Raw genomic sequence first — 24,638 nt, 5'->3', positions numbered from 1 at the left:
GCTTTGACCGGCCGGGAGCCACAAACTCATCGGTAGGACACGAATAGCTGACTGAATTGGCTGGGCCCTGTTGTGGCCCCAACCAATTCGACGTTACTGCTGACGTTGGCGCTTCCGGGCAGCTTCGGCGGAGCCCTGGATGGCGACGAGCACGAGGACGACGATGAACACCACTATCTCGAGGGTGTTCCAGCCGAACAGTTCTGACGTCGGTGCGGCCTCCGCGATCGCGGCAGGTGGTTTTGCCGCGACGGGCGATCGTGGTGCTGCGGTGGCTGATTCGGGGGTCGCCACGGGTGCGGAGACGGGCAGCACGAATGGTGGATTCGGTATCGGGATCGGGGAGGGGATGAGTAGCGGCAGGGAAGGTGTGGGCGGGGGAGTGACGGTGGACAGTGTGAGGAGGCAGGTCACCACCGCGCTGCCTGCCATCGCACTGCCGACGACCCCACTGCCGAGTGCGGATCCGCTCGAGCCGGAGGCGGGCGGGAGCAGTGCTGACCCGGCCGACCCGACCGCCCACCAGGGTGGGGCCAGGATTCCAGGTCCGATCAGGCCGGAGCCTGCGGCGGATCCGAGGAACAACAGCGCGGCGCCCGCCGCGCTACCGACACACGCGGTGAGCATGCTGCCGGTGTCGACGCCGAGCGCCGCGTTTCCGGCAGCCGCAGGTGTTGCGGTGTCCGCGTCGCCCGGGGTGTCGGCGGCACCGTTGATTCGAAATGCTCCGGCGGCGGCAGGTGTCGGCGGAGGTTCGAGTGCGAGTGGGCCTCCATCGGCGGTTCCGATCGAGACACCTTGCAGAACAGAGCTTCCGGTGGAGGCATCTGCCGGGGTCGAGCTTCCGGTCGAGTTGTCTGCCGGGGTCGAGCTTCCGGTCGGGATGTCTGGTTGGGCTGTGCCGCCCGCCGGGACGTCTGCCTGTGGAGTGTTTGCGTTCGGGGCACCGCCGTCGGGGACGCCAGGCTGAGCGGCTCCGCCACTGCCGAAGCGTTGCTGCGCTACGTCACCGGCGGGGACGCCCGGCTGGACGACGCCACCGGTCGGGAATTCTGGTTGAGCTGCGGCCCCCAGGGAGCCCACCGGCGGCGCGCCACCAGCCGGTGCGTCCGGCTGCGCCGTACCACCGGTCGAGAAGTCTGGCTGAGCCGCGGCCCCCGGGACGCCTACTGGTGGTGCGCCACCAGCAGATGTGTCCGGCTGGGCTGCAGCACCGGCCGAGAAACCTTGTTGCGCCAGCCATCCTGCGGTCACGTCGGCGACAGGCGGCGGGTCGGGGATGTCGTCGGCGGCGGACCGGCCACCGAAAAGCAGTGCCGCGGGCACGAACGCGCTCACGACGACGAAACCCCTTGCGCCTCTGGTTATCCGCGGCGCGATGCCCGCCGACTGTGGACGGCTCATTCGGCGGTGGTGATCGGGCTGTCGCTGCTGGGCTCGTACTGGGACTGGGCGTAGCGGAACGCGTCGGTCGGCACGCCGAGCACGCCGGAGAACGGCCGCTCGAGGTCGTGGATGGCCAGCAGTGCGGAGCCGATGATGACGCCGAGCAGCGCCGTCATCGCCACGCTGCGCCGGGTGACCAGCATGCCGGTCAGTACCGGGTTCAGCAGCACCAGTACCGCGCCGAAACACAGTGCGATGTAGAGGAATTGAGGGAGGTTACGGACCACGTCGATGGCGCGATCATGGCGGGCCTGGGTCACCCGGTCGATGCCGGTCAGCGCCCGGGTGCGGGCCTCGACGACGGTCGGATCCTCCGACTGGACCGCTATGACAGCGGCGCGCAGCGAGTTGAGCGTCTTCTCGGTGTTGGGGCTGAGCCGTCGCTCGCGCTCCATGAGCGGCCACTCCTCGGTGAGGACCTGATCGGTGTACGCGATGACCTTGTCGTGGATCCGGTCCCGGTCCGCGGCGGGCAGCGCGTGGATGGCCAGGTGGGTGTCGACGAGACCCTTCGACTCGGTGATCGTGTGGTTGTAGGCGTTCTGGTTCTGGTTCCAGCAGGCCACGAAGACGAAGGCGAGCACCGCGGTGAAGATGGTCTTGGCCAGATCGAGCGCGAGGTGGCTGGACGACTCGTCGCTGTTTTGTCGCCAAGATTTGGGACGTATCCGATCCCCGACAACCAATACCGCCACCGCGATCATCGCGGCACAGATAGCGACGAGCAATTCCTGAGCCATCCCACTCCACTTTCCCGGGCAAAGTTCGGTACAACTGATTTCCGAGTGCATGGTTGAGCGGCCGAGGCTACCCCGGCATGGGCATATTAGAACAGCAACCGTCGAAGATTAGCCCTGGTAGACCGCCGAGAGTTGGCGAAGTTACCGAAGTGTGATCATGGAACTAATGGCTGAGCGAATTAACAGCAAATACATGTCCGTCGGCTCGCCATTTCGAGGAAGCACCCGCTTCCAGGCGATCCATAGGCGGCGCAGATCAATCCGAACCGTGAGGTAGCCGTCGGCCTGGGCGGTTTCGTTCATGGTCGACGAGATAAGGGGCTGCTCTTAGTCGCTGTCGCCGATGGTTCGCGCGAGGAAGGGTCCGCACTCGGCGACGAGCGCGGTCGTGTTGTCGGTGCCGCCGCTGCGAAGGGCGTTGTCCACCAAGGCTTCCGCGACGTGGGCGGCTGACTCCCCCTCGGCGAGTAGCGCTTTGATCGCGGCCATGTCGAGGCGCTTGTGCACACCATCGGTGCTCAGCAGCAGCCTGCCGGTACTGGAGCCGGTCCCCGCGTGACCGATGTCGGCGGGCCGGACAGTGCGGACCGAGGTGAGGACCACGTGATCCAGTCGAGGTGCCGGACCGTAACCGCGGGTGCGCCAGAATTCGCCGACGGTGTGATCGGTGGTGATCTGGTGCAGCACCCGTCCGTTCCAGCGATAGGCGCGGCAGTCACCGACCCAGGCGACTTCGCACGGCCCGTCCGGTTGTCCCGCGGACGGTAGTACGGCGATGACGAGGACGCTGTCGGCCTCGGATTGCGGGAACTGCCGCAGTAATTCGCGTTGGGCCGCAAGGATTCCGGCGAACGCCCCGGTGCGTGCACCGACGTGCGCGGCGACGTCCGCCGCGGTGCGCGCCGCCCGAGCCGCGGGCAAATGATCACCGACACCGTCGGCGACGACGAATGCCGTCTTCCCGGTGATCGGATCGATCACGGTGGCCGCGGCGTCGGCGTTGAGGGTGCGGGAACCGCGCCTGCTCAACGACTCCCACGCGGTACCGCTGAGTCGCACGACTTCGGGATCGGGGCCGTCCGTGACAGGTGCCGAGCACATGCCTGACCTCCTCGGACTGCACCCTTGCCGCGTGCCGGTCGGCACTCTTCCAGTAAAGCGCGCTAATCCGTGCAGTCGGCAACAGTTTGCCGTGCAGTTCCTGTGAAGCCCATTACAGTTTGGTCTCTGGGCGCGACGCCGACAACGGAACGGCGAGTTGGGCTTTGACCCTTTCGTAGGTCGGCAGTGTCTCGTAGCGGTGCACGGACTTGTCCCTGACGAACAGCTCATTCGAGATCCGGCGGTAGTCGGCGAGGTCCTCGGTGATCATGACCACGACGTAATCCCACTGTCCCACAACGGAATAACACTGCTGCACGGCCGGTTCGGCGAGCATGCGCTCACAGAACGCCAGGTAGTGGTCGGCGTCGTCTTCGGCCAGTTCGACGAGCACGACGGTGGTCAAACCCATGCCCACCGTGCGCGGATCGATCACGGCGACCTGCGCGGTGATCACCCCGCCGGTGCGCAGCCGGGTGAGTCTGCGCTGGACCGCGCTGGGGGAGAGGCCGACTCGTTCACCGAGCTCGTGCAGCGGCCGCGCCGCATCGACCTGCACCAGCTCGAGCAGTCGGTGATCGATATCGTCCAACGGCAGCACACTCACGCAATAAATTTGCGTGAGAGTGGGAAAATTGTCAATCGCGTCCGGCGGCGTTCCTTCTAGGGTTCAGCTCATGGAAGATGTGGTGGATATCGACGTGCTGCGGCAGCGGGCAGGCATCAAATGGGCGCGCGCGGGGGCGGATGTGCTGCCCGCGTGGATCGCGGACATGGACTTCGCGGTGCCGGATCCGGTGCGCGCGGCGCTGCGGCAGGCGGTGGACGGCGATCTCGGTTACCCCGCGTGGGACGAACGCCCCGATCGAAATCCGTTGCAGGAAGCCTTCGCAGACCGCATGCGTGAGCAGTACGACTTCCGGATCGATCCGGACGACGTGTACGTCTTCACCGAGCTCATCCAGGTGCTGCAGATCGTGCTGCAACTCATGACCAGGCCGGGCGACGCGATCGCCGTGCACACCCCTGCGTACCCGCCGTTCCTGCAAACCATCGAGCTCATGGGGCGACGCCTGGTGCCCATCCCGATGGTGGAGCAGACCGACGGCTGGACCTTCGATATCGACCGGATGGCCGAGGAGATCCGCAGCAACAACTGCCGCGCCTTGATTCTGGTGAACCCGAACAACCCGACGGGCCACGTGTTCGATCGCGAAGAACTCACGGCCATCGCCGAGATCGCCGCCCGCAACGACCTTTTGGTGATCGCCGACGAAATCCACTCCGAGCTCGTACACGAGCGGCACCGACACACCCCGTTCGCCTCGCTCGGACCGGAAATCGCCGCGCGCACAGTCACACTCAACTCCGCGAGTAAAGCCTTCAATCTGGCCGGACTGCGGTGCTGCGTCGCCCACGTCGGCGACGGCCGGGTCCGCGCCGCCTTGGACGCGCAACCGCCGCAGCTGTATGGGCAGGTGAGCGCGCTGAGCGTGCTGGCGACCTGCACCGCATGGCGCGACGGTGCCGCGTGGCTGGCCGCGACGCGCGAGCTGCTGACCGCGAACCGCGACCTCGTCGCCGAGACGTTGCGACCCGAGATCCGTTTCCATCGCCCCGACGCGGGCTACCTGGCCTGGCTCGACTGTCGGGCGCTCGAACTCGACCGAGACCCTGCGGAATTCTTCCTCGAGCACGCGAAGGTCAAACTCCTGTCCGGCCCGGACTTCGGTCCCGGTGGTGCTGGTTTCGCGCGCCTGAACTTCGCGACCTACCGCCCGGTCCTCGCGGATATGCTCGGCCGGATGAACGACGCGGTGCACAAGCACCTCAATCGCTGACGGAAGACGTATGGGCACAGAGCAATTCGGTGATTCGATAGATCGGTTGGATCAGTGAGTGTATGGACCGCACTGGTGTCGTTCGCCGTCGTCGCGGGGTTCCTGACCCTGGTCCCCGGCCTGGACACCGCCCTCGTCCTGCGCTCCGCGATCGTCCGCGGCACGCGCACTGCGTTCGCGACCGCGCTGGGGGTGGGCAGCGGACTGCTGGTGTGGGGCATCGCGACGACGTGCGGCTTGTCGGTCTTGCTGACCACCTCGCAATGGGCGTACACGGTGCTGCGCATCGCCGGTGCGATCTATCTGATCTGGCTGGGCCTCACCAGCTTGGTCGCGCTGCTGCGCTCCGGCGACCTCGATGCCGGTCAGGTCGACGACCGCGCCGTCGCGAGCGGTCTGCTGCGGGCCTGGGCGCGCGGTGCGACGTCGAACCTGCTCAACCCCAAGGTGGGCGTGTTCTACATCGCGATGCTGCCGCAGTTCATCCCGTCGCACGCGCCGCACCTGTTGATGGGCACGGCACTCACCCTGATCCACTTCGTCGAGGGAGTGCTGTGGTCCGCGGTGCTGATCTGCGGCGTCCGGTTCACCAAGTCGTGGCTCGATCGGCCCTCGGTCAAGCGCGGGATGGAGGGCCTCACCGGCTCGGTGCTGGTCGCCCTCGGAGTGAAATTGGCGCTCGACACCCCTTGATCCGTTACCTCCGTGCGACTTACGGCGTTGCGATCACCGTGATGCTGACCCCTGCGGCCGTGCCGATCGGCACCGTACGCTGTGTCGCCCGGCCCAGCGCGGGTACGCCGCGGTGGGAGGGATGGGAAACCGGAGTCCGGACAGGTGGTAGGAAAGGGTACGTGTCCACAACTGTCGAAGGATCGGTCCCCAACAGCAGCTCTCGCGCGGTCGATGAGGTGGTAGACCTGGTCAGCGCGCTGATCCGGTTCGATACCTCGAACACCGGCGACCTGGCCACCACCAAGGGCGAGCGCGAGTGCGCGCAGTGGGTGGCGGAGAAACTGCACCAGGCCGGGTATACGACCGAGTATGTGGAGTCGGGCGCGCCCGGGCGCGGGAATGTGTTCGCGCGGCTGCCCGGCGCGGACTCCAGCCGGGGCGCGCTGATGATGCACGGGCACCTGGACGTGGTGCCCGCCGAGGCGGCCGACTGGAGCGTGCACCCGTTCTCCGGCGCGGTGCGCGACGGCTACGTGTGGGGCCGCGGCGCCATCGACATGAAGGACATGGTCGGGATGATGCTGGCGATCGCCCGGCAGTTCAAGCTCGAGGGCACGGTGCCGCCACGCGATATCGTGTTCGCCTTCCTCGCGGACGAGGAGAACGGCGGCAAGTGGGGCTCGCAGTGGCTGGTGGACAACCGGCCCGACCTGTTCGAGGGGATCACCGAGGCCGTCGGGGAGGTCGGCGGCTTCTCGCTGACGGTGCCGCGCCCGGACGGCACCGAACGCAGGCTGTATCTGGTGGAGACCGCAGAGAAGGGTCTCGGCTGGATGCGGTTGCGCGCCAAGGCCCGTGCGGGACACGGCTCGTTCCTACACGAGGACAACGCGGTCACCATCCTGGCCGCCGCGGTAGCGCGGTTGGGCAAACACACCTTCCCCGTGGTGATGTCGGATTCGGTGAGCGAGTTCCTGGCCGCTGTCGCCGAGGAGACCGGACTGCAGTTCGATCCGGACAGCCCCGACATCGAGGGCCAGCTGGCGAAGCTCGGCACCATCTCCCGCATTATCGGTGCGACGCTGCGTGATACGGCGAACCCGACCATGTTGCAGGCCGGGTACAAGGCGAACGTGATCCCGCAGACCGCGGAGGCGGTCGTCGACTGCCGGGTGGTGCCCGGCAGGCAGGCGGCGTTCGAGCGGGAGGTGGACGAGCTCATCGGCCCGGACGTCGAACGGGAGTGGATCACCAAACTCGACTCCTACGAAACAACTTTCGACGGCCACCTGGTGGACGCGATGAACGACGCGATCCTCGCCCACGACCCGCAGGGCCGTACCGTGCCCTACATGCTCTCGGGCGGCACCGACGCGAAGGCGTTCGCCCGCTTGGGCATTCGCTGCTTCGGCTTCGCGCCGCTGCAGCTGCCGCCGGAACTGGACTTCACCGCGCTGTTCCACGGCGTCGACGAACGAGTTCCGGTGGAGGCGCTCGAATTCGGCACCCGGGTGCTGGAACACTTTTTGCTGAACAGCTGACGAAAGGACAACCCGTGCCCGATTACTCCTACAATCCCTACGACGCGCTCCCGCAGCTGCCGTCGTTCACGCTGACCTCCGACGACGTCACCGACGGTCAGCCGCTCGGCAACGATCAGGTCAGCGGCGTCTTCGGCGCGGGCGGCAAGGACATCTCGCCGCAGCTGTCCTGGTCCGGATTCCCCGAGGAGACAAAGAGTTTCGCGGTCACCGTCTACGACCCGGACGCGCCGACCGCGGCAGGGTTCTGGCACTGGGCGGTGGCCGACATCCCGGTCGGCGTGACCTCGCTGCCGACCGGCGCGGGCAGCGGCGAGGAGGGTGGTGCGCTGCCGACCGGGGCGATCACCTTGCGCAACGACGGCGGGTTCGCCGGCTTCGTCGGCGCGGGACCGCCGCCCGGACACGGCTACCACCGCTACTTCATCGTGGTGCACGCGGTGGACGTGGAGAGCCTCGGCATCGACGAGTCCGCGACGCCCGCGTACCTCGGCTTCAACCTCTTCTCGCACGCCATCGCGCGCGCCACGATAGTGGGCACCTACGAGCAGAAGTAAACGCTGAACGACTGTGGCCCTGAGCGAATGCTCAGGGCCACAGTCGTTATCCGTGCGTCGTCGGCTACTTGACGTTGACGACCTTGTCCGAGGGCTCCTTCGCGTAGAGCGCCTCGATCTCGGCCGCGTACTTGGTGGCGATCGGGGAGCGCTTGAGCGACATCTTCGGGGTCAGCTCGTCGCCGCCCGGCTCCCAGATCCCGCCGATAATGGTGAACCGCTTGATCTGCTCCACCCGGGAGAGCTTCACGTTGCCCGCCTGCACCGCGGCCAGCACCTCGTCGACGATCTCCTTGCGGGTCGCGAGCGTCGCCACATCGGCGTCGGTGGCGTCGAATTCCTTGGCGCGCAAGGCCGCAACGTCCGGGTCGAGCACGATCAGCGCGGCGATGTACGGCTTGGCGTCACCGATCGCGACGACCTGGCCGACCAGCGAGGACACCGCCTTCACCGCGTTCTCGACATTGCTCGGCGCGATGTTCTTGCCCGCCTCGTTGATGATCAGTTCCTTCTTGCGGTCCACGATGCGCAGGTAGCCGTCGGGGTCGAGGGTGCCGACGTCGCCGGTGTGCAGCCAGCCGTCGTCATCGATCGCCTCCGCCGTCTGCTCCGGCATGTTGCGGTAGCCGCGGGTCACGATGGGCCCGCGCACCAGGACCTCACCGTCGGTATCCAGTCGCAGCTCCAGACCGTCGACCGGGCGGCCGACCGAGCCGGGGCGCGGCTTGTCCTTCTCGGTGAAGGTGCCGACGCCGGTGGTCTCCGACATGCCCCACACCTCGCTCATCGGGAAGCCGAGGCCGATGAAGTATTCGAGCGTCTCCGGCGGGATCGGCGCGGCGCCGGAGGCCGGCACGTTCAGCGCGTCCAGGCCCATGGCGTGCCGCAGCTTCGACAGCACCAGCGCCTCGGCGACTTTGTGCTGCACGGCGAGGACGGGGCCGCGGCTGCGACCCGCGAGATCCGCTCGGGCCGCGGCCTTTCCGGTCTCGATGGCCCAGTTGGCGAGCGCCTTCTTCACCCCGCTCGGCTCGGCGGCGAGCTTGCCCTCGATACCAACCTTGATCTTCTGCCACACCCGCGGCACACCGAAGAAGGTGGTCGGACGGGCGTCGGGCAGGGCGGCGGCGACCTCGCGCGGGTCCGGCACGGTGGTCACCTGGACGCCGGTGATCAGGTTGATGGCGTGGCAGGAGATGCGGTCGGCGACGTGCGCGGCGGGCAGGTACGACACCGAACGGTCGTCCAGGCCGACCGGCAGCGGGCCGTTGACCAGGGCGATGATCTGCGCGATCACGTTGCGGTGGGAGACCTCGACGCCCTTGGACGGGCCGGTGGTGCCCGAGGTGTAGATCAGAGTGGCCAGGTCATCCGGCTTCACCGCCCGCCAGGCCGCGTCGAAATCGAAGTCGGCGGCGGGGTTCGCCTCGACCTCGGCGAGGGTGCTGGTGCCGGCCGCCGGGCCGTCGACCAGGATGATGTGCGCGAGTTCGACGCCCGCGCCGGTGACCTTGTCCAGGAAAACCTGTTCGGTCACGACCACTTTGTTCGCCGCATTGGTGAACAAATGGGTGATCTGCTCGGACGAACTCGTGTTGTAGATCGAGAACGGGGTGGCGCCCAGGTGCAGCGCCGCGGTGTCGACCAGATTGAATTCGGGCCGGTTGGTCAGCATGATCCCGACGGTGTCGCCGGGCCCGACACCGAGTCCGGCCAGACCCGCCGCGATGGATTGCACCCGTTCGCCGTACTCCCGCCAGGTGATCTGCTGTGTTCCGCCGACCGTCCGCAACGCCACCTGCTCGGGTCGCAACGTCCGGGTCTCCTGGAACGCCTCCGGAACCGTGTAGACCGTTTTGCCCGATTTGTGCGCATAGCCGATGTCTGTCTTCATATCCCTGTTCCCGATATTCATGCCATGAATCGCGCCTCGCGGCGTCCACACGCGGGCGATTCGAGACCCGATCCTGACACAATGAAATGACGCCTCAGTCAGTTTCTCACGGGTCGGCGCACCAGGAGTGGCGCGGCTCACTTATCGTAGCCAGATCGTCGGCGTAGCAGCTGGTAAATCCGCTAGGTACCGGACATGCGCTCAGGCCATGCGCGGCGGAGCCTGGCTGACGAAGCCCTGGGCTCGGTCGGCCGACCACCGTCGCTTGACCTGCTGCCAGACCCGTGCGCGGACGCCGCGCAGGCTCGGGGCGGTCGGACGATCGTCGTCCTCCCACACGGTGACCGTGTCGAAGTCCGTCTCGCGCAACATGATCGCCGCCGCCCGTGCCGGCTCTGGTCGAGCGCGCCGACGAGCGGCCCAGCGGTCCGAAAATTTCGGCTTGCGCAGCCTCGGTGCCCGAAAGGCGTAGCCGACCAGCGGCATGCTCTGTGACTGCCGGTCCGACGATTCGGTGTCGGACGCGGTCAGTTCTTCGGGGATCAGGTGGCCACGCTTGATCCGCTTGGCCTCCAGGTACTGCCGCACGTCTTCGTTGGGCGGCGAGATGAGCAGCGGCTGCACCTCCACTCGGACCCCGACGTACCGCAGCGGCCGGATCTTTTCCGGGTTGTTGGTGAGCAAGCGCACCGACTCGAGGTCCAGGCGCAGCAGTGCCACGATGGCGAGCAGGTAATCCCGGCTGTCGGGCGCCAGGTCGAGTGCTCGATAGGCGGAGAAGGTGTCGACGCCGGTGTGTTCCTGGACATTCTTGCCGCGAGCTTTGGCCACCAGCCCGGCGCCTCGCCCTTCTTGCTCGAGATAGATCAGGACGCCGCTGCCCTCGGTCTGGATCAGGTCGAGCGATAGGTCGAGTTGTGCGGCGCAGTCGCAATCCTCCGACCCCAGCACGTCGCCGTAGACGCATCGGGAGTGGATGCGGACCAGGCATCCGTCAGCGATGTCACCGGCCACCAGGACGAAGCCGTATTCGGCCCCGCCGGGTAGGTCGTCGACCCGAACCTTCAGCTGGCGGCCCTTGCGGGTCAGTCGATGGACGGTGTCGGTGCGAAACTGCGATCCCGTGGTCAAGGTTTCTCCAAGTGTCTGTCGGAGGACTTCTCGGATGTCGTGGCGCGGGGGAATTGTGCGGCTGATGCAGGGCACATCCACGGTGACAGGGGTACGTTCCACATTGATTCTTACTCCGATTCGATCGTGTCCGCCGCACATTTCAACGGTCCGAACCGCGACGTTCCAGGTGACCGAATGGCGTCCGGTATGTGCGTTCCGGCGCGACATCGGTTGGCTCGTAAGACTTCTGGAGAACGCGGCGAAGCTACCGGGTGGCAAGCATGCCGAGACGGGATGTGTTCTAGATCACATATGCTCTACCAGGTGCGTGCCCAACGCTGCGGGACGGTAAGGGGCGGTTAATGATTCACCATGTCTCAATCAGCGTTTGTCCAGCAATTCTGTACGGTGCTGCTCCTCGGCGATTCGGATGATGCGATCGATCTCGTCGACGAGCTCGTTGTCGCGGTGCAGCAGGAACCCGGACCGAGCGGCCACCATGGCCGCTGTCGCCCAGACGAAGTCTGCCTCGGTGGCGGGCAGGTTCGAGGTGGCGAGCCGGTAAGCCAACGCGGCGGAGAACACAGCGCGCACGGCAGGGCTGTCTTCCAATTCGACCTGGAATCGCGGGACGTGCACATCCACCGTGTCGGAATGCACAGTGGCCTGGAAATTCTCGATCACGCACACCGAGCGGGAGCCGAGCAGCCGAAGTTGCGTGATCGCCTCGTCGACGTTCAGCTGGTGGGTCTGCTGCGCGATGCGTTGGAGTTCGGCCGGCGAACCCACGAGATAGTCGATGACGCTGAGGAACTGGTGTAAGCGCGCCGGAGCTTCCTCCGGCGGTGCCGGGTGCAGAACGACCACCGGGCGATCGGGCAGCGTCCGCACGATCTCCAGCAGCAGTTCGACGATGCTGCCGGGTTGCTCGAAGGTAAGCAGTACGACGCGGGTGGCGGCGAAGGTGGCGCGCGCTGCCGCGGAGTTCAGGTCGTCCGCACCGAGCCGGATCGCGTCTGTCTTACTGACCAGGCTCGTGACACCGTCGTTGGTCACGAGGACGCAGACGACCGGCGTCGGCGTGTTCGGAACAATTCGTACCAGTTCGGTATCGACGTTCTCCGACCGCAGGTATTCGATGATGCGGCGACCCTCGACATCGTCGCCGACTGCCGCGATCAATCGGACATCCAGGCCGAGACGCGCGGTCGCCACCGCGCGATACAGTCCTTTGCCGCCTGGTCGAAACTCGTGCTTCGCGCGCGTCGAGGTGTGTGAGGTGGGGGACAGCGGTATGTGGTCGGTTCGAAACACCAGATCCATGACCGCGTCGCCGATCACCGTGACCACGGGACCTGCTGTGTGCCGGTCGATTCGGGGTCTGTGAAACGCCATCGGCGCGGCGGTATGGACCGCCCCGGCCGTGAGTGCCTTGGCGAGTTCGGTGAAGGCGTGGCGTTCCGGGGTGGTGCGCAGCGATCGTTCGGTCGGCGTCGGCGGTACGTCGGCCGCCCCGACTGCCGCATGCAAGGCCTGCCACTGCTCGACGAGGTAGCTGCGACGTTTGCCGAGCTCGTTGTCGTAGAGTTGGTCGACATCGAGCTCTTGCGCCGACGCACTGTCGAGTAGACGGAGGGTCAGTTCCGCGTCGACGATGATCCGGTCGGTGGCGGGCAACTGTTGCGCCAGCTCTCGGACAACAGAGATCAAGGCCTCCGGCACGTCGCCGCCGAGTTGCCGGTGGCGACGCTGCACCGCAGGCAGCGCGAACAGTGTGCCTGCGTCGATCACGGTGGTCCGCAACCGTTTCGGTGTCAGACCTTGGTGTTTGGAGAGTTGCTGGAGTGCGCTGCGCACGGCGACGACATCCGACTCATGGACGGCCATCGTGGGCCTCCTCCGTCTCGGTTCTCAGCTCCCGGCCGCAGGCGAACCGCTGGTAACCAAACGGTACGTACGGCTGCAATTACCGTCAATGGCATGTCAATCGCCCCTAACTGATGTCAATTGACGTTCGATATTGGCAACTGCCACACTGAACTTGGCGATCGGTCGCCGCACCAGCTGACTGGGAGGTCCCTGGTGATGAAAGTGATTCTGTTGATTCGGCACACCCGCCGGCGTAGTCGGCGCGAGCCCGCCTGCGGCGCGACCGAGTTGGATCCGAACTCCTCGATCGGCTAGGCGGGCCACCTCGTTCGCCTGATTCCGGCTGCTTCGTGCACCAAGGTGCTGGTCCGCATCCATCCGGGCAGGCGGATTCGGTGACGTCATTTCTCGCAGCGATCGTTGTGATGAGCAACGCGCGCACACGGGTTCGATGACCAGCAGCGTCACCCGGCATGGTCGCTGCGCATGGCGGGCGTAGAGTCCGCAGACATCCGAGCGGGTCCGCGGCAGCGCTGGGCCGAACTCGAAAGCGCAGTGCCGCGCGCACTGACCGTGCGGCACCGGCGGATGCTCGACAGGAGACATTCGTGACCATCTACATCACCCACTGGTCGATGACCAGCGACCCGGAGCAATCGATACAGGTTCTCGCCCTGCGGAGGCAGGCATGATCATTCAGACGGCGAACTGGATCGGCAGCACCGTGACCCCGGAATCGGCGTACCGCGCTGTGGCGGACAAGGACTCATGGCGCCTGAGCTGGCTGCCGGACCGTGCGCTCACTCCGGCCCAAGCGCGGGCGGGCATGGAGCTCGACGAACTTCTCAGCGATCCGGATGCGGTGCACGATCGGATGGCACAGGCCCGGGTTGCCGCGTGCGCCGATCATCTCGGCATCCTCCGCGAGCACGCGGTGATCTTGCTGGCCAAGCGAATGGCAGCGCGACTTCGTCGTGATCAAACTGTGCCGCACGACCATTCGGGCGTGTTGTGGGGTCATCGGTGAGGCCCCTGGTCCGGGGATGACGGACGGGAGCAATCCCGCGTACGGCAACCATTCTGGAATGCAGTGGAGGCATCTTCGAGACCCACTCTCCATAGCCTTGAAGCCGGTCGTCATCCCCTGCCGTTCACGATAGGAGGTTTAGGGAGGCGGCGGACCGTCAACTATCGATGGACATCGGCAATTGACCATTGAGAACGGCAAGTGCCACACTGAAATTGGCGATTCGATCGCCCCGCCAGGTACGCGGGAGGGCCTGGTGACGAGCGTGATTCTTCGAACACAGCACCTTCGGCCGAGATTCGACGCACCCCGAAAAGCGGTCGTCATGTCCCGGCGCGGTCTCCTCCACCTCCAGGAGCGAGGCCGTTCGGCGCCACGCGGACTGTCGCGCGCCGACCAACGGGGGACCACCGTGCAGCACCCCAGTCTCCGACTGCACACCGGATGCACGACAGGAGGACGTCGTGACCATTGACGTGACGGCCTGGTCGATGACCAGTGACAGGACACCCGAATCCGCCCATCGGGCAGCGGATTCGAGCATGGAGGTGTGGCAGCTGAGCTGGCTGCCGGACCGGCAATTGACCCGTGACCAGGCACGAGCGGGCATGGAACTCGACGAACTGCTCGGCGACCCGAAGGCGGTGGACGATCCGGCGGCGATGGTTCGGATGACCAACTACGCCAGCGCACTGGGCGTCACGCTGACCGAGGCGGTGGTGCTGCTGGCTCGGCGGATGGCGGCGCGGTTGGCGCCGCCGGCGGAACCGGCGCCGGGCGAGCGGTCCGTGCGACCGCATCAGCACGGGCATGCCATCGATCCGCCGTTCGTCCGCGGCTAGCAGGCGCCGAGCTCAGGCGTTGGCCGCGTACTCCGCACCGATCGCTTCCGCGATGTTCTGATACCCGTTGTCGCGCAAGCGTTGTGCCAGCCCGCGGTGAATCTTGCGCGTCCAGAACGGCCCGCCGTAGATGAACCCGGTGTAACCCTGCAGCAGCGTGGCGCCCGCCCGGATGCGTTCCCACGCTTGGTCGGCGGTCTCGATCCCGCCGACGGAGATGAGCACGAGCCGGTCGCCGACGCGGCGGTAGAGGCGGCGCAGCACGTCGAGCGAGCGGTCGGCGACGGGGGCGCCGGACAGTCCGCCCGCGCCCATGGCGGCGACCTCGGCGGCGGGCGTGCGCAGGCCGTCGCGGCGGATGGTGGTGTTGGTGGCGACGATGCCGGCCAGGCCGAGTTCCACGGCCAGGTCGGCGACGGCGTCGATGTCCTCGTCGGACAGGTCGGGGGCGATCTTCACCAGGACCGGCACCTGGACGCTGTCGAGCACGGCCTGTAGCAGCGGGCGCAGCGACTCCACTGCCTGCAGGTCGCGCAATCCAGGAGTGTTGGGGGAGCTGACATTGACGACGACGAAGTCGGCGAGCGGGCCGAGCAGTGCCGCGCTGATCGCGTAATCGTCTGCGGCGTCGGCGGGTTCGACGATTTTGGTCTTGCCGATGTTCGCGCCGATGGGCACGTCGCCGCGGCGGCGGCGCAGGTGCTCGGCGGCGGCCGCGGCACCGAAGTTGTTGAAGCCCATACGGTTGATCAGCGCGTGGTCGGCAGGCAGCCGGAACAGTCGAGGCGCGGGATTGCCGGGCTGCGCCTGGGCGGTGACGGTGCCGATCTCGGCGAAGCCGAAACCCAGTGGTGCCCAAGCGTCTACCCCGTCGGCGTTCTTGTCGAAGCCGGCGGCCAGGCCGACCGGCGCCGGGAAGTCGACGCCGAACGCGGTGTTGCGCAGGATCGGATCGTCGCCGGCGAAGACGGTGGTCATCAGCCAGCGCGTGGGCGCGAAACGCGCGGCCAGACGCATGACGCCGAAGACCAAGTGGTGGATGCGTTCCGGCGGAACCAGGAACATCAGGCGTAATAACAGGGCGTACATCAGCTCACATTCCCGGTTCCGGCAGGGGTAGTGCGGTTTTTCGGCGGCGCAGCAGCACCCGGCGGCTACCGTCGGTATAGGCCCGCACGCGGGACAGTTCCCAGCCGCCGAACTCGGCCTGGATGGCCAGCCGCATGGACGCGGTCACCCTGGTCACCTCGGGTGGCAGCCGCAGCGGCACGTATTCGTAGTCGTCGCTGGTGGTTTCCCAGCCTGCGGGCAGTGCGCTGCGCCGCGCTCGCTGCTCGCGTGGTGAAGCGGGTTCGTCCTCCGCGCGCGTTGCCCGAGTCATCATTGGCCTCTCTTCCGATCGTCCGCGCGGATCCGCTGCAGACCGCCGTCGGCCGCGGATCCCACGAACATGTCACCGGTGCGCTGATCGATGGTCACCGAATTCGGTTGCCGCACCGTGGGGTAGCGGCCGACCTCTGTCGGAATACCTGTCGACAGATCGAATCCGACGACTTCGTTGCTCTGCGTGCACGTCACCCACACGGTGTCGGACCGCTGATCGTAGGCAAGCGCGTAAGGCGAAGAGTTTACCGGGAACCGCTGGCGCAGGAGGAGAGGTCCGGCGCTGAAGACCAATAGTTCGCCGCCCTCGGTGTCGGTGACGATGATCCTGCCGAACCGGTCGGCGATCATGGTGGTGGCGCCGTCGCCTGCGCGCAGAGCCAAGCCGAGGTTCTTTTTGCCCAGTTCGATCTCGGTGACCGAGGTCTGGCGGCGGTCCAGCACGGCGACGTGGTCCTCGGTGACGGCGAGCGCGTCGGCGGAGGCCAGGCCGTCGACGGTCCGGACGAGCTTGCCTTCGGGGTCGAGGGTGCGGACCTTGCCGTCCGCGGTGCCGACGAGCAGGGTGCCGTCGTCGCGGCGCTGGACCGATCTGGCGTCGCCGTCCACCGGGAGTTCGGTGACGGTGGCGGTGGCGACGTCGACGCGGATGATGCGATCGGGCGCGGGGATCAGCAGTTCGCCCGGTTTGCCCTGGGCGAGGCTCGCGCCGTGCGCGGGCAGTGACACGGTGCGCGGTGTGCCGTTGGGAGTCGCGGGGTCGAAGAGGATGAGCGTGCTGGTTGTTTCGCCGGCCTCCAGCGCGGCGATCTGACCGGTGCTCGCATCGGCGAGTAGCGCGCCGACGGGGTTGGGGAGTCCGACCACTTCGCCGGCCGGACGTGCTGTCGCGGCGGGTGAGACCGCGGCAACGGCCGGCTCTCGGGTGGGGAGGTTGTCACTGTTCGAGCCGGAAGAGCATCCGGCCAGCAGCGCGAGTGTCGTCACGCCGACGAGAGCGGTGGTGACGCGGGAGACTCCCGGGCGTGTCGCCGATCGAACGCCGCCGTTACGGTCGCGGAGCGTAATCACAGAGGTGTCCGCGAACGCCGCCAATCCAACCCAGCCGCGAGGGCGCATCCACCGAACTCCTTCTACCGACGATTCATCGCAACTCCATCATCTGACCATGATGGCGCACCATCGCGGCGTACCGGGGTGGCGGCTGGGGGAGAATGTCGGTGATGCGGGTTACGGTTGAGCTGAAACAGTGTCCAAATCAGGGAGATCCGGTTGATAGCCGACCATACGTCTGGATTTGCCATCGATGACGTAACCGTTGGTCCGTTCGCGCACGGGTTCGGGACCACCGGCGACGGCAGGCCGTACGCGTTTCGCACGGTCCGATCCACCTTGACGCTGGAGATCTACCGGGCCGACCTGGTCAGCGCGGTGCCTGGTCCGGAGGACATCGTCGCGGTCGCCGAGGCCCGGGTCACCGACATCGACCTCGACGACGAACGCAGTGTCGTCGCGTTGGTCCGCGACATGATTCCCGACGCGGTGCCGGTGGACGCGGTCCCGGATCGCGAAGTGACCACCGTGCGCGCGTTGCTGGGACGCATCAGTTCCGTAATTGATGGTATGTAGATGGTGATGCCATACACATATCTCGCCCGCACCGCGCTGACCGCGACCGGCCTGCTGCTGGCGGCCGCCGCCGCGGCATGCAGCACCGGACCGGACGAGGCGGCCGTCGACGCCGCGCGTTCGTCGGCCAACGCGTCGCTGTCCGCGTCCATCACCACGTCCTCCATCGCCGCGCACCCGCCGCTGCCGACGGCCACTCAGCTGGACGCGCAGATCAAACGCGCGCTGGATCCGGGGCTGCCGGACAGCGAACGCACCGACCTCATCGAGGACGGTGACGCGTTCAAGACGGCGATCCCCGACATGTACAAGGCGCTGCAGGACAACCCGCGGGCCGTCTACGGCGTCACCGATCCGGTGTTCGACAACCACGACGGCACGCTCACCGCGACCATGCGCCTGGACAAGGACGGCAGCGGGACCGCGGTGCGCACCACCGTGGTGCATTTCGTGCTGCTCGACGGCAAGTGGAAGATCTCGCGGACCGACCTGTGCGGGATTCTGCGTTCCGCGGACTATCGCACGCCGGCCTGCGGCTGACTGTGTCGGATTTGCGGACTTCGCGCCCTCGCGGCTCGCAGGACGATTCGATGCTGCACTCCGGGCTGCTGGGCTGGGGTCGGTTCGTTTATCGCCACCGGTTTCTCGTGCTCGGCGTGTTCGCGCTGGCGGTGCTTGCGTCCGGGTGGTTCGGTCGCGATCTCACGGACCGGTTGACGCAGGAGGGCTGGTTCGACGAGTCGAGCGAGTCGGTGGCGGCCTCCAAGATCGCGGACGCGACGTTCGGGCGCGACACCGACAGCGATCTCATCCTGCTGTACACCGCGCCGGAGGGGACCACCGTCGACGATCCGGCCGTGCGGTCCGCGGTGACTGGTGCGTTGAGCGGCTTGCTGACGCGGTTTCCCGACAACATCTTGAAGATCGACAGCTATTGGGACAGTCCGTTCGCGGCGAACGCCACCGATGCCACGCGCACCCACGCGTTCGCCAGCGTCGGGCTGCGGGGTGAGGGCACGGCCACCGTCGAGAACTACACCGCGATCAAGGATCACCTGGGTGCGGGCGAGGAAGGCGGCGGACCCGGCGGCACCACGGTGCAGTTGGCCGGTTTGCAGCCGGTGCTGGCGGGGCTGAACACCGGTATGCAGAATGACATCCACCGGGCGGAGATCATCGCGCTGCCGTTGGTGGCGATTCTGCTGTACTTCGTATTCGGCGGGGTGATCGGTGCGTTGCTGCCGGTGTTGATCGGCGGCATGACGATCATGGGCACCGCGGGCATCATGCGGACGCTCACCGGGGTCATCGATGTGAACGTATTCGCCAGCACCGTCATGACTTTGGTGAGTCTCGGGTTGGCGATCGACTACGGGTTGTTCACCGTGACGCGGTTCCGGGAGGAACTTGCCGCAGGGCGCAGTGTGGAAGACGCCACTGCGCGCACCGTCGCGACGGCGGGGCGCACGGTGCTGTTCTCGGCGGCGATCATCGCGGTGAGTCTCGGTGCGCTGTTCATCTTTCCGAACGGGGTGCTGCGTTCGGTGCCCTACGGCGGTATCAGCTCGGTGCTGCTGGCCGCGCTGCTGTCGGTGACCGCGCTGCCCGCGGCGCTGAGCCTCGCGGGGCGGCGGATCGATCTGCTCGGCTGGAAACGGTTCTCCCGCAGTAAGACCGAGGCGCAGATCGACGCGGGGTTCTTCTCGCGACTCGCGCAGTGGTCGATGCGGCGGCCGTGGGCGGTGGCGGTGCCGATCGTGCTCGCGCTGCTCGCACTGAGTATTCCGTTCCGCAACATCGAGTTCGGTGGGATCAGTGAGAAATATCTCGGTGCGGATAATCCGGCCAGGGTGGCGCAGGAGCGGTTCGACGAGCTGTTTCCGAGTTTTCGCACCGAACCGCTGAAACTCGTTGTGCTGGGGGCTGATTCGCAACAGCTCAGCGATATTCGGTTCGAAGCGAGTCGGATCCCCGGGCTCACCGGGCGGTTCGAGCCGTCGGTGGCCACCAAAGACGGCATCAACGTGCTGCAGGCGGGGTTGGCGGACAAGCAGGATTCCGATCGGGTGATCTCGGCGTTGCGGGCGATTCCGGAACCGCCCGGCGTGGACGTGATGGTGGCCGGGGTGCCCGCGTTGGAACGCGACAGTATCAACGGGCTGCTCGAGGGGTTGCCGCTGCTGGTGGCGATTCTGGCGGTGGCGGCGCTGACGTTGATGTATGTGGCGTTTCGGTCGATTGTGTTGGCGGTCAAGGCTGTTGCGATGAGCGCGTTGAGTCTGGTGTCGACGTTGGGGGTGCTCACCTGGGTGTTCGTCGAGGGGCACGGGGCCGAGTTCTTCCACTTCACGCTGGGGCCGTTGATGTTCGCGGTGCTCGCGTTGATCGTGACCGTGGTGTTCGGGTTGTCCACCGACTATGAGGTTTTCCTGCTGTCGCGGGTGGCGGAGGCAAGGGCCGGCGGTGCCGAACCCACTGAGGCGATTCGCTATGGCATTGCCCACACCGGCGGGGTGATCACCTCCGCCGCAGCCATTCTCATCGTCGTCACCGGTGCGTTCGGCTTCTCCGACCTGGTGTTGATGAAGTACATCGCCTACGGGATGATCGCCGCTCTGATCTTGGACGCCACGGTCATCCGGATGTTGCTGACTCCTGCGGTGTTGAAGCTGATCTGGCGATGAGGGGTCCAGTTCGGTCCCGGCTCGCGGGTGCCAACCAGGTCGCGTTGTTGCTGCTGGAGCTGGGAGTTGTTGCCGCAGCGGCGGTGTGGGGCTTTACCATGCCCGGCAGTGTGCTGGTTCGCGTAGTCACCGGACTCATGGCTCCCACCCTGTTCATCCTCATGTGGGCGCTGTTCGGCGCAGGCGCGAACCCCCGCTTCCCGCTCACCGGGAGGTGGCGCCTTGCCCTCGAACTGATTTGGTTCGGGAGTGGTGCGTTGGCTTGGACGAGCGCAACGACCCCACTCGTCGGGGTGACGTTCTTTGCCCTCTGGGTCATCAACGCTGTGTTGCGAGTCCGCTTGCAGGGCAGCTTGATACCCGGCGGCTGAGCCATGCCACGCCGCCCATTCCGGGCGACCGAGAAATCGGAGCGACTGATCGCAGCTCGATCCGCTACTCTCCCGCCATGGCAGAGTGGGTGACGCGTCAGGCCGAGCCTGCGGACGTCGAACCGATCGCGGAGTTGCGTGCCGTGGCGCTGCGGCCGGATCTCGAGCGCCTCGGTCGCTACGACGAGCATCGGGTGCGGCAGCGGCTACGCGACGGGTTCGCCCCGGAGCACACCCTGGTGATCGAAGTCGGCGGGGGCTTCGCGGGCTGCATCGCACTCAGACCGGCCGACGACGGACACTGGCTCGAGCACTTCTACCTGGAGCCGGGACTGCAGCGCCGGGGGATCGGCGCGGACGTCCTGAGCACGATCCTGGCCCGCTGCGACCGAGAGGCCGCCGTTGTCCGGGTGAACGTATTGCAGGGCAGCCCGGCCAAGCGACTTTACGATCGGCACGGGTTCACCGTCACCACCGAAACCCTCGTGGACGTCTTCATGCTGCGCCCGCCAGCCGGCACTGCGCACAACTGAGCCTGCACGCCTTGGTACGTGGTGGCGGCGAAACCCGCCTATGCCCGCCACGTGCGCCATTCGCCGGGGAGATGATCTGTGATCGGCGTGCCCGGAGCGTCGGGGCGTGTGACGGCTGGCTCGGGATGGCTGGGCGGTAACGGCTGGTGTGGCGCAGCCGGGCGGTGCGGCCGGCGTGGCCGGACGGCTGGCAGTACGGGTGCCGCAGGGAGTCAGCGGCGGACGGGAAGGACCAGTTGGGCGCCGGTGACGGGGTGGTTCAGGACCTCGACGGGGTGTTGGTAGACGCGGCTGAGGAGTTCGGTGGTGAGGACCTGGCGGGGTGGGCCGTCGGCGGCGATGCGGCCGGATTCGAGGACTGCCACGCGGTCGGCGTAGGCGGCGGCGATGCCGAGGTCGTGCAGGACGACCACGACGGCGGTGCCGGTTTCGGCGCGGCTGGTGGCCAGGCGGAGGACGGCTTCCTGGTGGCCGAGGTCGAGGGCGGCGGTGGGTTCGTCGAGGAGCAGGGTGCCGGTGTCCTGGGCGAGGACGCGAGCCAGCGCGACGCGGGCGCGTTCACCGCCGGACAGGGTCGGAAAGGACCGGGCGGCAAGGTGTTCCACGTCGGCGGCGGCCATGGCGGCGGCGATCCGCTCCTCGTCGAGTTCGCGTCGTTCGGTGCGTAACCACGGTGCGCGGCCCATCGCGACGACCTCCCGCGCGGTGAACGGGAAACCGACAGTATGGGTTTGGGGGAGCACCGCCCGACGACGCGCCATGTCCAACGGCGACCAGTGCGTCAGCGCGTGCCCCTCGAGCTCGACCGTCCCCTCGCTCGGCGTTAACTCCCCGGCCAGCGCGGCAAGCAGCGTGGACTTGCCCGCACCGTTGGGCCCAACCAGCGCGACCACTTCACCGGCGGCAACATCGAAGTCGACCGCTTCGAGCACCCGCCGCTGCGCACTCTTGTCCCCCCGCCGATCCACACTCACTCCCCGCGCCCGCAAGGTGACCGCCCCCTTCTCCGGCGTGGCAGGCAACTCATGTGTCCTCGCGAACACTTGCCGAACCCCACTCACGCGCCACCTCCGAATCGCCGGGGCGCCAAACTCATTCGTATCGAGGCGCACCGCGTGACCATCGCACACGCGACCGCGCGCATCATGCCCACCCACCGGCGCGAGCCCGCGTGCGGCGCAGCAACCAGAAGAAGAACGGCCCACCGATGAGCGAGGTGAGCATGCCGAGCGGCAGGTCGGCGTTGCGGACCAGGGAGCGGGCGGCGACGTCGGCGGCGAGTAGGACGACGGCACCGAGGATGGCGCTCAACGGGATCAGCACGCGGTGGGCGGGGCCGACGAGCATACGCACCAGGTGCGGGACGATGAGGCCGACGAACAACACGATGCCGGTGAACGCGACGCCCGCGGTGGCGAGGATGGCGACGACCAGAATGACGTTGCGGCGCAGGCGTTCCACGTCGACGCCGAGGTGGCGGGCGGCGGGTTCGCCGAGCGCAAGCAGGTCGAGCCGTGGCGCGATGAGAATCGCGGCGGTGACACCGATGGCGGTGAGGATCGAGACGACGTAAACCGAATCCCACGTCGCGCCGTTCAGGGAACCCAACTGCCAGAACACGATCTGGTCGCGCGCGGCGGGCGTGGCGACGAACAGCAGGAATGCGATCAACCCGCCCGCGAAGGCGTTGATCGCGACGCCGGTGAGCACGAGGGTGACCACCTCGGTGCGCCCGTTGGACCGCGCCAGCAGATACACCAGCAGCGTGGTGGCCAGCCCGGCGACGAACGCGGCGGCGGCCACCGACCACGCCGCGACGAACGCGCCACCGATCACGATCATGGTGCCCGCGCCGACCGCGGCACCGGCGGAGACCCCGATAACACCAGGCTCGGCAAGCGGATTCGCGAACACACCCTGCAACAACCCGCCTGCGGTGGCCAGCGCCGCACCGACCAGCATCGCCATCAGCACCCGGGGGAACCGCACCTCCCACAGCGTCACCTCACCGGCAGGATGCGCGGGCATCGGCCCCCAGTCCAACCCGATCCGGTGCAACACGCTGCCCGCGACCTCGGCAGGCGTGGTCGGAACCTGCCCGATCGCCGCCGAGGCCAGCGCGAGCACGATCAGTCCGACGATCGCGACCGCGAATACCACCGTCGTACGGGAACGTCCGCGCGACTTCGGTGCATCGGGTGTCACCTGCGGTTCGGTCTCGGTGGTTGCCGTTCCGGTCATGCGGGCCGAGCGCCATAGACGGCCTCGCTGAGGGCGGCGATCACCCGGCCGGTGTTGGGGCCGAAGCTCAGCACGACCGAGTCGGACATGTCGACGACGCGCTTGTTGCGACCGGCGGGGGTCTGCGCGATGCCGGGCACCTTCTGCAAACCGTCCACGCCGCCAACGGATTTCAAGCCATCCGACATCACCAGCAGCAGGTCGGGCGCCGCGGCGATCATCGCCTCGCTGGTGATCGTGACGAACGGTTCGGCCAGCGCCGCGCCCGCGTCCTCGGCGCCGAGCGCGGCAATGAGCGAGTCCGCGCCGGACCCGGGCCCGGCGAGCATGGTGATGGCCGTGCTGCGCAGGTAGAGGAACGCGATGGACAGCGGCGGATCCTGCTTGGGCACCGCGGCGGTGGCGGCGGCGATCTCGTCGCGGGTGCGCTGGCCGAGTGCCTTGCCGCGGTCGGGCACGCCGAGCGCGGCGGCGACGGCCTCGATCTGCGGGACCACGCCGTCCATGGTGCGCTCGGGATCGAAGAAGACGACGGTGACACCGGCCGCACGCAACTGCTCGCGCAGCGGCGGCGTGACCGAGACGGTGTCGGTCAGGAAGATCGAAGGACGTTGCGCCAGTAGGCCTTCCACATTGAGCGAACCGTTGCCGCCCGCCACGTTGGGTACGTCATGGATGGCGGGGAAGGCGACGGTGCTGCGGCCGATCAGCTTCGAGCCCATGCCGAGCGCGTAGACGATCTGCGAGAGAGTGCCGTAGCGATCGACGGCGACGATGCGGCTGCTGTCGGTGACGGTGACATCGGCGCCGTCGAACGAGCGCACGGTGACCGGCAGCGTCGGCGTGGGTTCCGGACCGATCGGCACCGGGTCGAGGCTGTTCAGCGTCGCGGTGGCCGGACCGCGCTGTCCGGTGCTCGTCGCGCCGCTGTCGTTGCCACACGCGGCCGAGGCCGCGACCAGGGTCAGCGCGAGCACGGCGAGCACACAGCGCGACCAGCCGGTTCGGACACCGGCGGTCCGCTGCGTTCGGACGGACGGATTTCCGGACGTCACACTCATGAAGGTAAGCCTAAGACGTGCCGCGCGGCAGGACGCATCGGGTCGGCGCCGATCATCCGCGGGATCAGCGCGATGTCTGCAAGGCAGGTG

At 67.2% G+C, this 24,638-nt stretch carries 24 protein-coding genes; 11 read left to right on the top strand and 13 right to left on the bottom strand.

What is annotated here, in order from left to right; all coding sequences use genetic code 11:
- Nucleotides 1-93: 93 nt before the first annotated feature.
- The 4 genes from DMB37_RS01750 to DMB37_RS01735 all read right to left on the bottom strand — a co-directional run bounded on the left by DMB37_RS01750 (nucleotide 94) and on the right by DMB37_RS01735 (nucleotide 3,894).
- Complete coding sequence (locus DMB37_RS01750; protein ID WP_135231127.1) at nucleotides 94-1,404, bottom strand: hypothetical protein; 1,311 nt, start codon at nucleotides 1,402-1,404, stop codon at nucleotides 94-96.
- Nucleotides 1,401-2,186: a DUF4239 domain-containing protein gene (locus tag DMB37_RS01745; protein ID WP_135231126.1), complete on the bottom strand. Its 786-nt coding sequence runs from the start codon at nucleotides 2,184-2,186 to the stop codon at nucleotides 1,401-1,403. The genes DMB37_RS01750 and DMB37_RS01745 overlap by 4 nt, the downstream gene beginning before the upstream one ends.
- 327 nt (nucleotides 2,187-2,513) lie before the next feature.
- Nucleotides 2,514-3,287 (bottom strand): PP2C family serine/threonine-protein phosphatase, encoded by a 774-nt coding sequence (locus DMB37_RS01740; RefSeq protein ID WP_135231125.1) that lies wholly within the window; start codon nucleotides 3,285-3,287, stop codon nucleotides 2,514-2,516.
- A 112-nt stretch (nucleotides 3,288-3,399) separates the two neighbouring features.
- Nucleotides 3,400-3,894 carry an Lrp/AsnC family transcriptional regulator gene (locus DMB37_RS01735; protein ID WP_240772197.1) on the bottom strand — a complete coding sequence of 165 codons (495 nt, stop codon included), beginning with the start codon at nucleotides 3,892-3,894 and terminating at the stop codon, nucleotides 3,400-3,402.
- A gap of 70 nt (nucleotides 3,895-3,964) precedes the next feature.
- On the opposite strand from DMB37_RS01735, the gene DMB37_RS01730 reads away from it, so the two are divergent.
- The 4 genes from DMB37_RS01730 to DMB37_RS01715 all read left to right on the top strand — a co-directional run bounded on the left by DMB37_RS01730 (nucleotide 3,965) and on the right by DMB37_RS01715 (nucleotide 7,901).
- Complete coding sequence (locus tag DMB37_RS01730) at nucleotides 3,965-5,128, top strand: MalY/PatB family protein (RefSeq protein WP_135231124.1); 1,164 nt, start codon at nucleotides 3,965-3,967, stop codon at nucleotides 5,126-5,128.
- A 54-nt stretch (nucleotides 5,129-5,182) separates the two neighbouring features.
- On the top strand, nucleotides 5,183-5,821 hold the full coding sequence (locus DMB37_RS01725; RefSeq protein WP_135231123.1) for a LysE family translocator: 639 nt from the start codon (nucleotides 5,183-5,185) through the stop codon (nucleotides 5,819-5,821).
- Nucleotides 5,822-5,982: 161 nt separating this feature from the next.
- Nucleotides 5,983-7,344, top strand: a complete 1,362-nt coding sequence (locus DMB37_RS01720; protein WP_135231122.1) for a M20/M25/M40 family metallo-hydrolase — start codon at nucleotides 5,983-5,985, stop codon at nucleotides 7,342-7,344.
- Between the two features lie 14 nt (nucleotides 7,345-7,358).
- Complete coding sequence (locus DMB37_RS01715) at nucleotides 7,359-7,901, top strand: YbhB/YbcL family Raf kinase inhibitor-like protein (protein ID WP_135231121.1); 543 nt, start codon at nucleotides 7,359-7,361, stop codon at nucleotides 7,899-7,901.
- Between the two features lie 64 nt (nucleotides 7,902-7,965).
- Here the strand turns inward: DMB37_RS01715 and DMB37_RS01710 are convergent, their stop codons facing one another.
- The 3 genes from DMB37_RS01710 to DMB37_RS01700 form a co-directional block, all read right to left on the bottom strand.
- Complete coding sequence (locus DMB37_RS01710) at nucleotides 7,966-9,795, bottom strand: long-chain fatty acid--CoA ligase (RefSeq protein ID WP_135231120.1); 1,830 nt, start codon at nucleotides 9,793-9,795, stop codon at nucleotides 7,966-7,968.
- Between the two features lie 201 nt (nucleotides 9,796-9,996).
- Nucleotides 9,997-10,926 (bottom strand): GTP cyclohydrolase II, encoded by a 930-nt coding sequence (locus tag DMB37_RS01705; RefSeq protein WP_240772196.1) that lies wholly within the window; start codon nucleotides 10,924-10,926, stop codon nucleotides 9,997-9,999.
- 363 nt (nucleotides 10,927-11,289) lie between these two features.
- A complete protein-coding gene (locus DMB37_RS01700) occupies nucleotides 11,290-12,795 on the bottom strand; it encodes a carbohydrate kinase family protein (protein ID WP_135231119.1) in 1,506 nt (501 codons plus the stop codon).
- 670 nt (nucleotides 12,796-13,465) lie between these two features.
- Here DMB37_RS01700 and DMB37_RS01695 point away from each other — a divergent pair.
- Both DMB37_RS01695 and DMB37_RS01690 read left to right on the top strand, forming a co-directional pair.
- Nucleotides 13,466-13,804, top strand: coding sequence for a hypothetical protein (locus DMB37_RS01695; protein ID WP_135231118.1), 339 nt, complete (start codon nucleotides 13,466-13,468; stop codon nucleotides 13,802-13,804).
- Nucleotides 13,805-14,268: 464 nt separating this feature from the next.
- Nucleotides 14,269-14,646 (top strand): hypothetical protein, encoded by a 378-nt coding sequence (locus DMB37_RS01690; RefSeq protein ID WP_135231117.1) that lies wholly within the window; start codon nucleotides 14,269-14,271, stop codon nucleotides 14,644-14,646.
- A 12-nt stretch (nucleotides 14,647-14,658) separates the two neighbouring features.
- On the opposite strand, the gene DMB37_RS01685 is transcribed toward DMB37_RS01690, so the two are convergent.
- The 3 genes from DMB37_RS01685 to DMB37_RS01675 are packed head-to-tail and all read right to left on the bottom strand — an operon-like array spanning nucleotide 14,659 to nucleotide 17,016.
- A complete protein-coding gene (locus tag DMB37_RS01685) occupies nucleotides 14,659-15,735 on the bottom strand; it encodes a quinone-dependent dihydroorotate dehydrogenase (protein ID WP_135231116.1) in 1,077 nt (358 codons plus the stop codon).
- Nucleotides 15,736-15,739: 4 nt separating this feature from the next.
- Nucleotides 15,740-16,027 (bottom strand): DUF5703 family protein, encoded by a 288-nt coding sequence (locus DMB37_RS01680; RefSeq protein ID WP_135237279.1) that lies wholly within the window; start codon nucleotides 16,025-16,027, stop codon nucleotides 15,740-15,742.
- The gene (locus DMB37_RS01675) at nucleotides 16,027-17,016 is read right to left on the bottom strand and encodes a hypothetical protein (RefSeq protein WP_206055155.1); all 990 of its coding nucleotides are present in this window, start codon (nucleotides 17,014-17,016) and stop codon (nucleotides 16,027-16,029) included. The genes DMB37_RS01680 and DMB37_RS01675 overlap by 1 nt, the downstream gene beginning before the upstream one ends.
- A gap of 285 nt (nucleotides 17,017-17,301) precedes the next feature.
- Here DMB37_RS01675 and DMB37_RS01670 point away from each other — a divergent pair, with 285 nt between their 5' ends.
- The 5 genes from DMB37_RS01670 to DMB37_RS01650 all read left to right on the top strand — a co-directional run bounded on the left by DMB37_RS01670 (nucleotide 17,302) and on the right by DMB37_RS01650 (nucleotide 21,246).
- Nucleotides 17,302-17,658 (top strand): hypothetical protein, encoded by a 357-nt coding sequence (locus DMB37_RS01670; RefSeq protein WP_135231115.1) that lies wholly within the window; start codon nucleotides 17,302-17,304, stop codon nucleotides 17,656-17,658.
- Nucleotides 17,659-18,198, top strand: a complete 540-nt coding sequence (locus tag DMB37_RS01665) for a hypothetical protein (RefSeq protein ID WP_135231114.1) — start codon at nucleotides 17,659-17,661, stop codon at nucleotides 18,196-18,198.
- A gap of 50 nt (nucleotides 18,199-18,248) precedes the next feature.
- Entirely contained in the window at nucleotides 18,249-20,342 is a 2,094-nt protein-coding gene (locus tag DMB37_RS01660; RefSeq protein ID WP_135231113.1) for an MMPL family transporter, read from the top strand.
- Nucleotides 20,339-20,713 (top strand): YrdB family protein, encoded by a 375-nt coding sequence (locus DMB37_RS01655; RefSeq protein ID WP_135231112.1) that lies wholly within the window; start codon nucleotides 20,339-20,341, stop codon nucleotides 20,711-20,713. Before DMB37_RS01660 ends, DMB37_RS01655 begins: the two co-directional genes overlap by 4 nt.
- Nucleotides 20,714-20,790: 77 nt before the next feature.
- Nucleotides 20,791-21,246, top strand: coding sequence for a GNAT family N-acetyltransferase (locus DMB37_RS01650; RefSeq protein ID WP_135231111.1), 456 nt, complete (start codon nucleotides 20,791-20,793; stop codon nucleotides 21,244-21,246).
- 212 nt (nucleotides 21,247-21,458) lie between these two features.
- Here the strand turns inward: DMB37_RS01650 and DMB37_RS01645 are convergent, their stop codons facing one another.
- The 3 genes from DMB37_RS01645 to DMB37_RS01635 all read right to left on the bottom strand — a co-directional run bounded on the left by DMB37_RS01645 (nucleotide 21,459) and on the right by DMB37_RS01635 (nucleotide 24,548).
- Nucleotides 21,459-22,307: a heme ABC transporter ATP-binding protein gene (locus DMB37_RS01645; RefSeq protein ID WP_135231110.1), complete on the bottom strand. Its 849-nt coding sequence runs from the start codon at nucleotides 22,305-22,307 to the stop codon at nucleotides 21,459-21,461.
- Between the two features lie 82 nt (nucleotides 22,308-22,389).
- Nucleotides 22,390-23,487, bottom strand: a complete 1,098-nt coding sequence (locus tag DMB37_RS01640; protein ID WP_240772195.1) for an iron ABC transporter permease — start codon at nucleotides 23,485-23,487, stop codon at nucleotides 22,390-22,392.
- On the bottom strand, nucleotides 23,484-24,548 hold the full coding sequence (locus DMB37_RS01635) for a hemin ABC transporter substrate-binding protein (protein WP_135231109.1): 1,065 nt from the start codon (nucleotides 24,546-24,548) through the stop codon (nucleotides 23,484-23,486). The genes DMB37_RS01640 and DMB37_RS01635 overlap by 4 nt, the downstream gene beginning before the upstream one ends.
- Nucleotides 24,549-24,638 lie beyond the last annotated feature (90 nt).

This window comes from Nocardia sp. CS682, from assembly GCF_004634405.1.
Taxonomy (GTDB): Bacteria; Actinomycetota; Actinomycetes; order Mycobacteriales; family Mycobacteriaceae; genus Nocardia; species Nocardia ninae.
The sequence above is the reverse complement of the archived record's forward strand: the minus strand, read 5'-3'. Positions and strand labels throughout refer to the sequence as shown.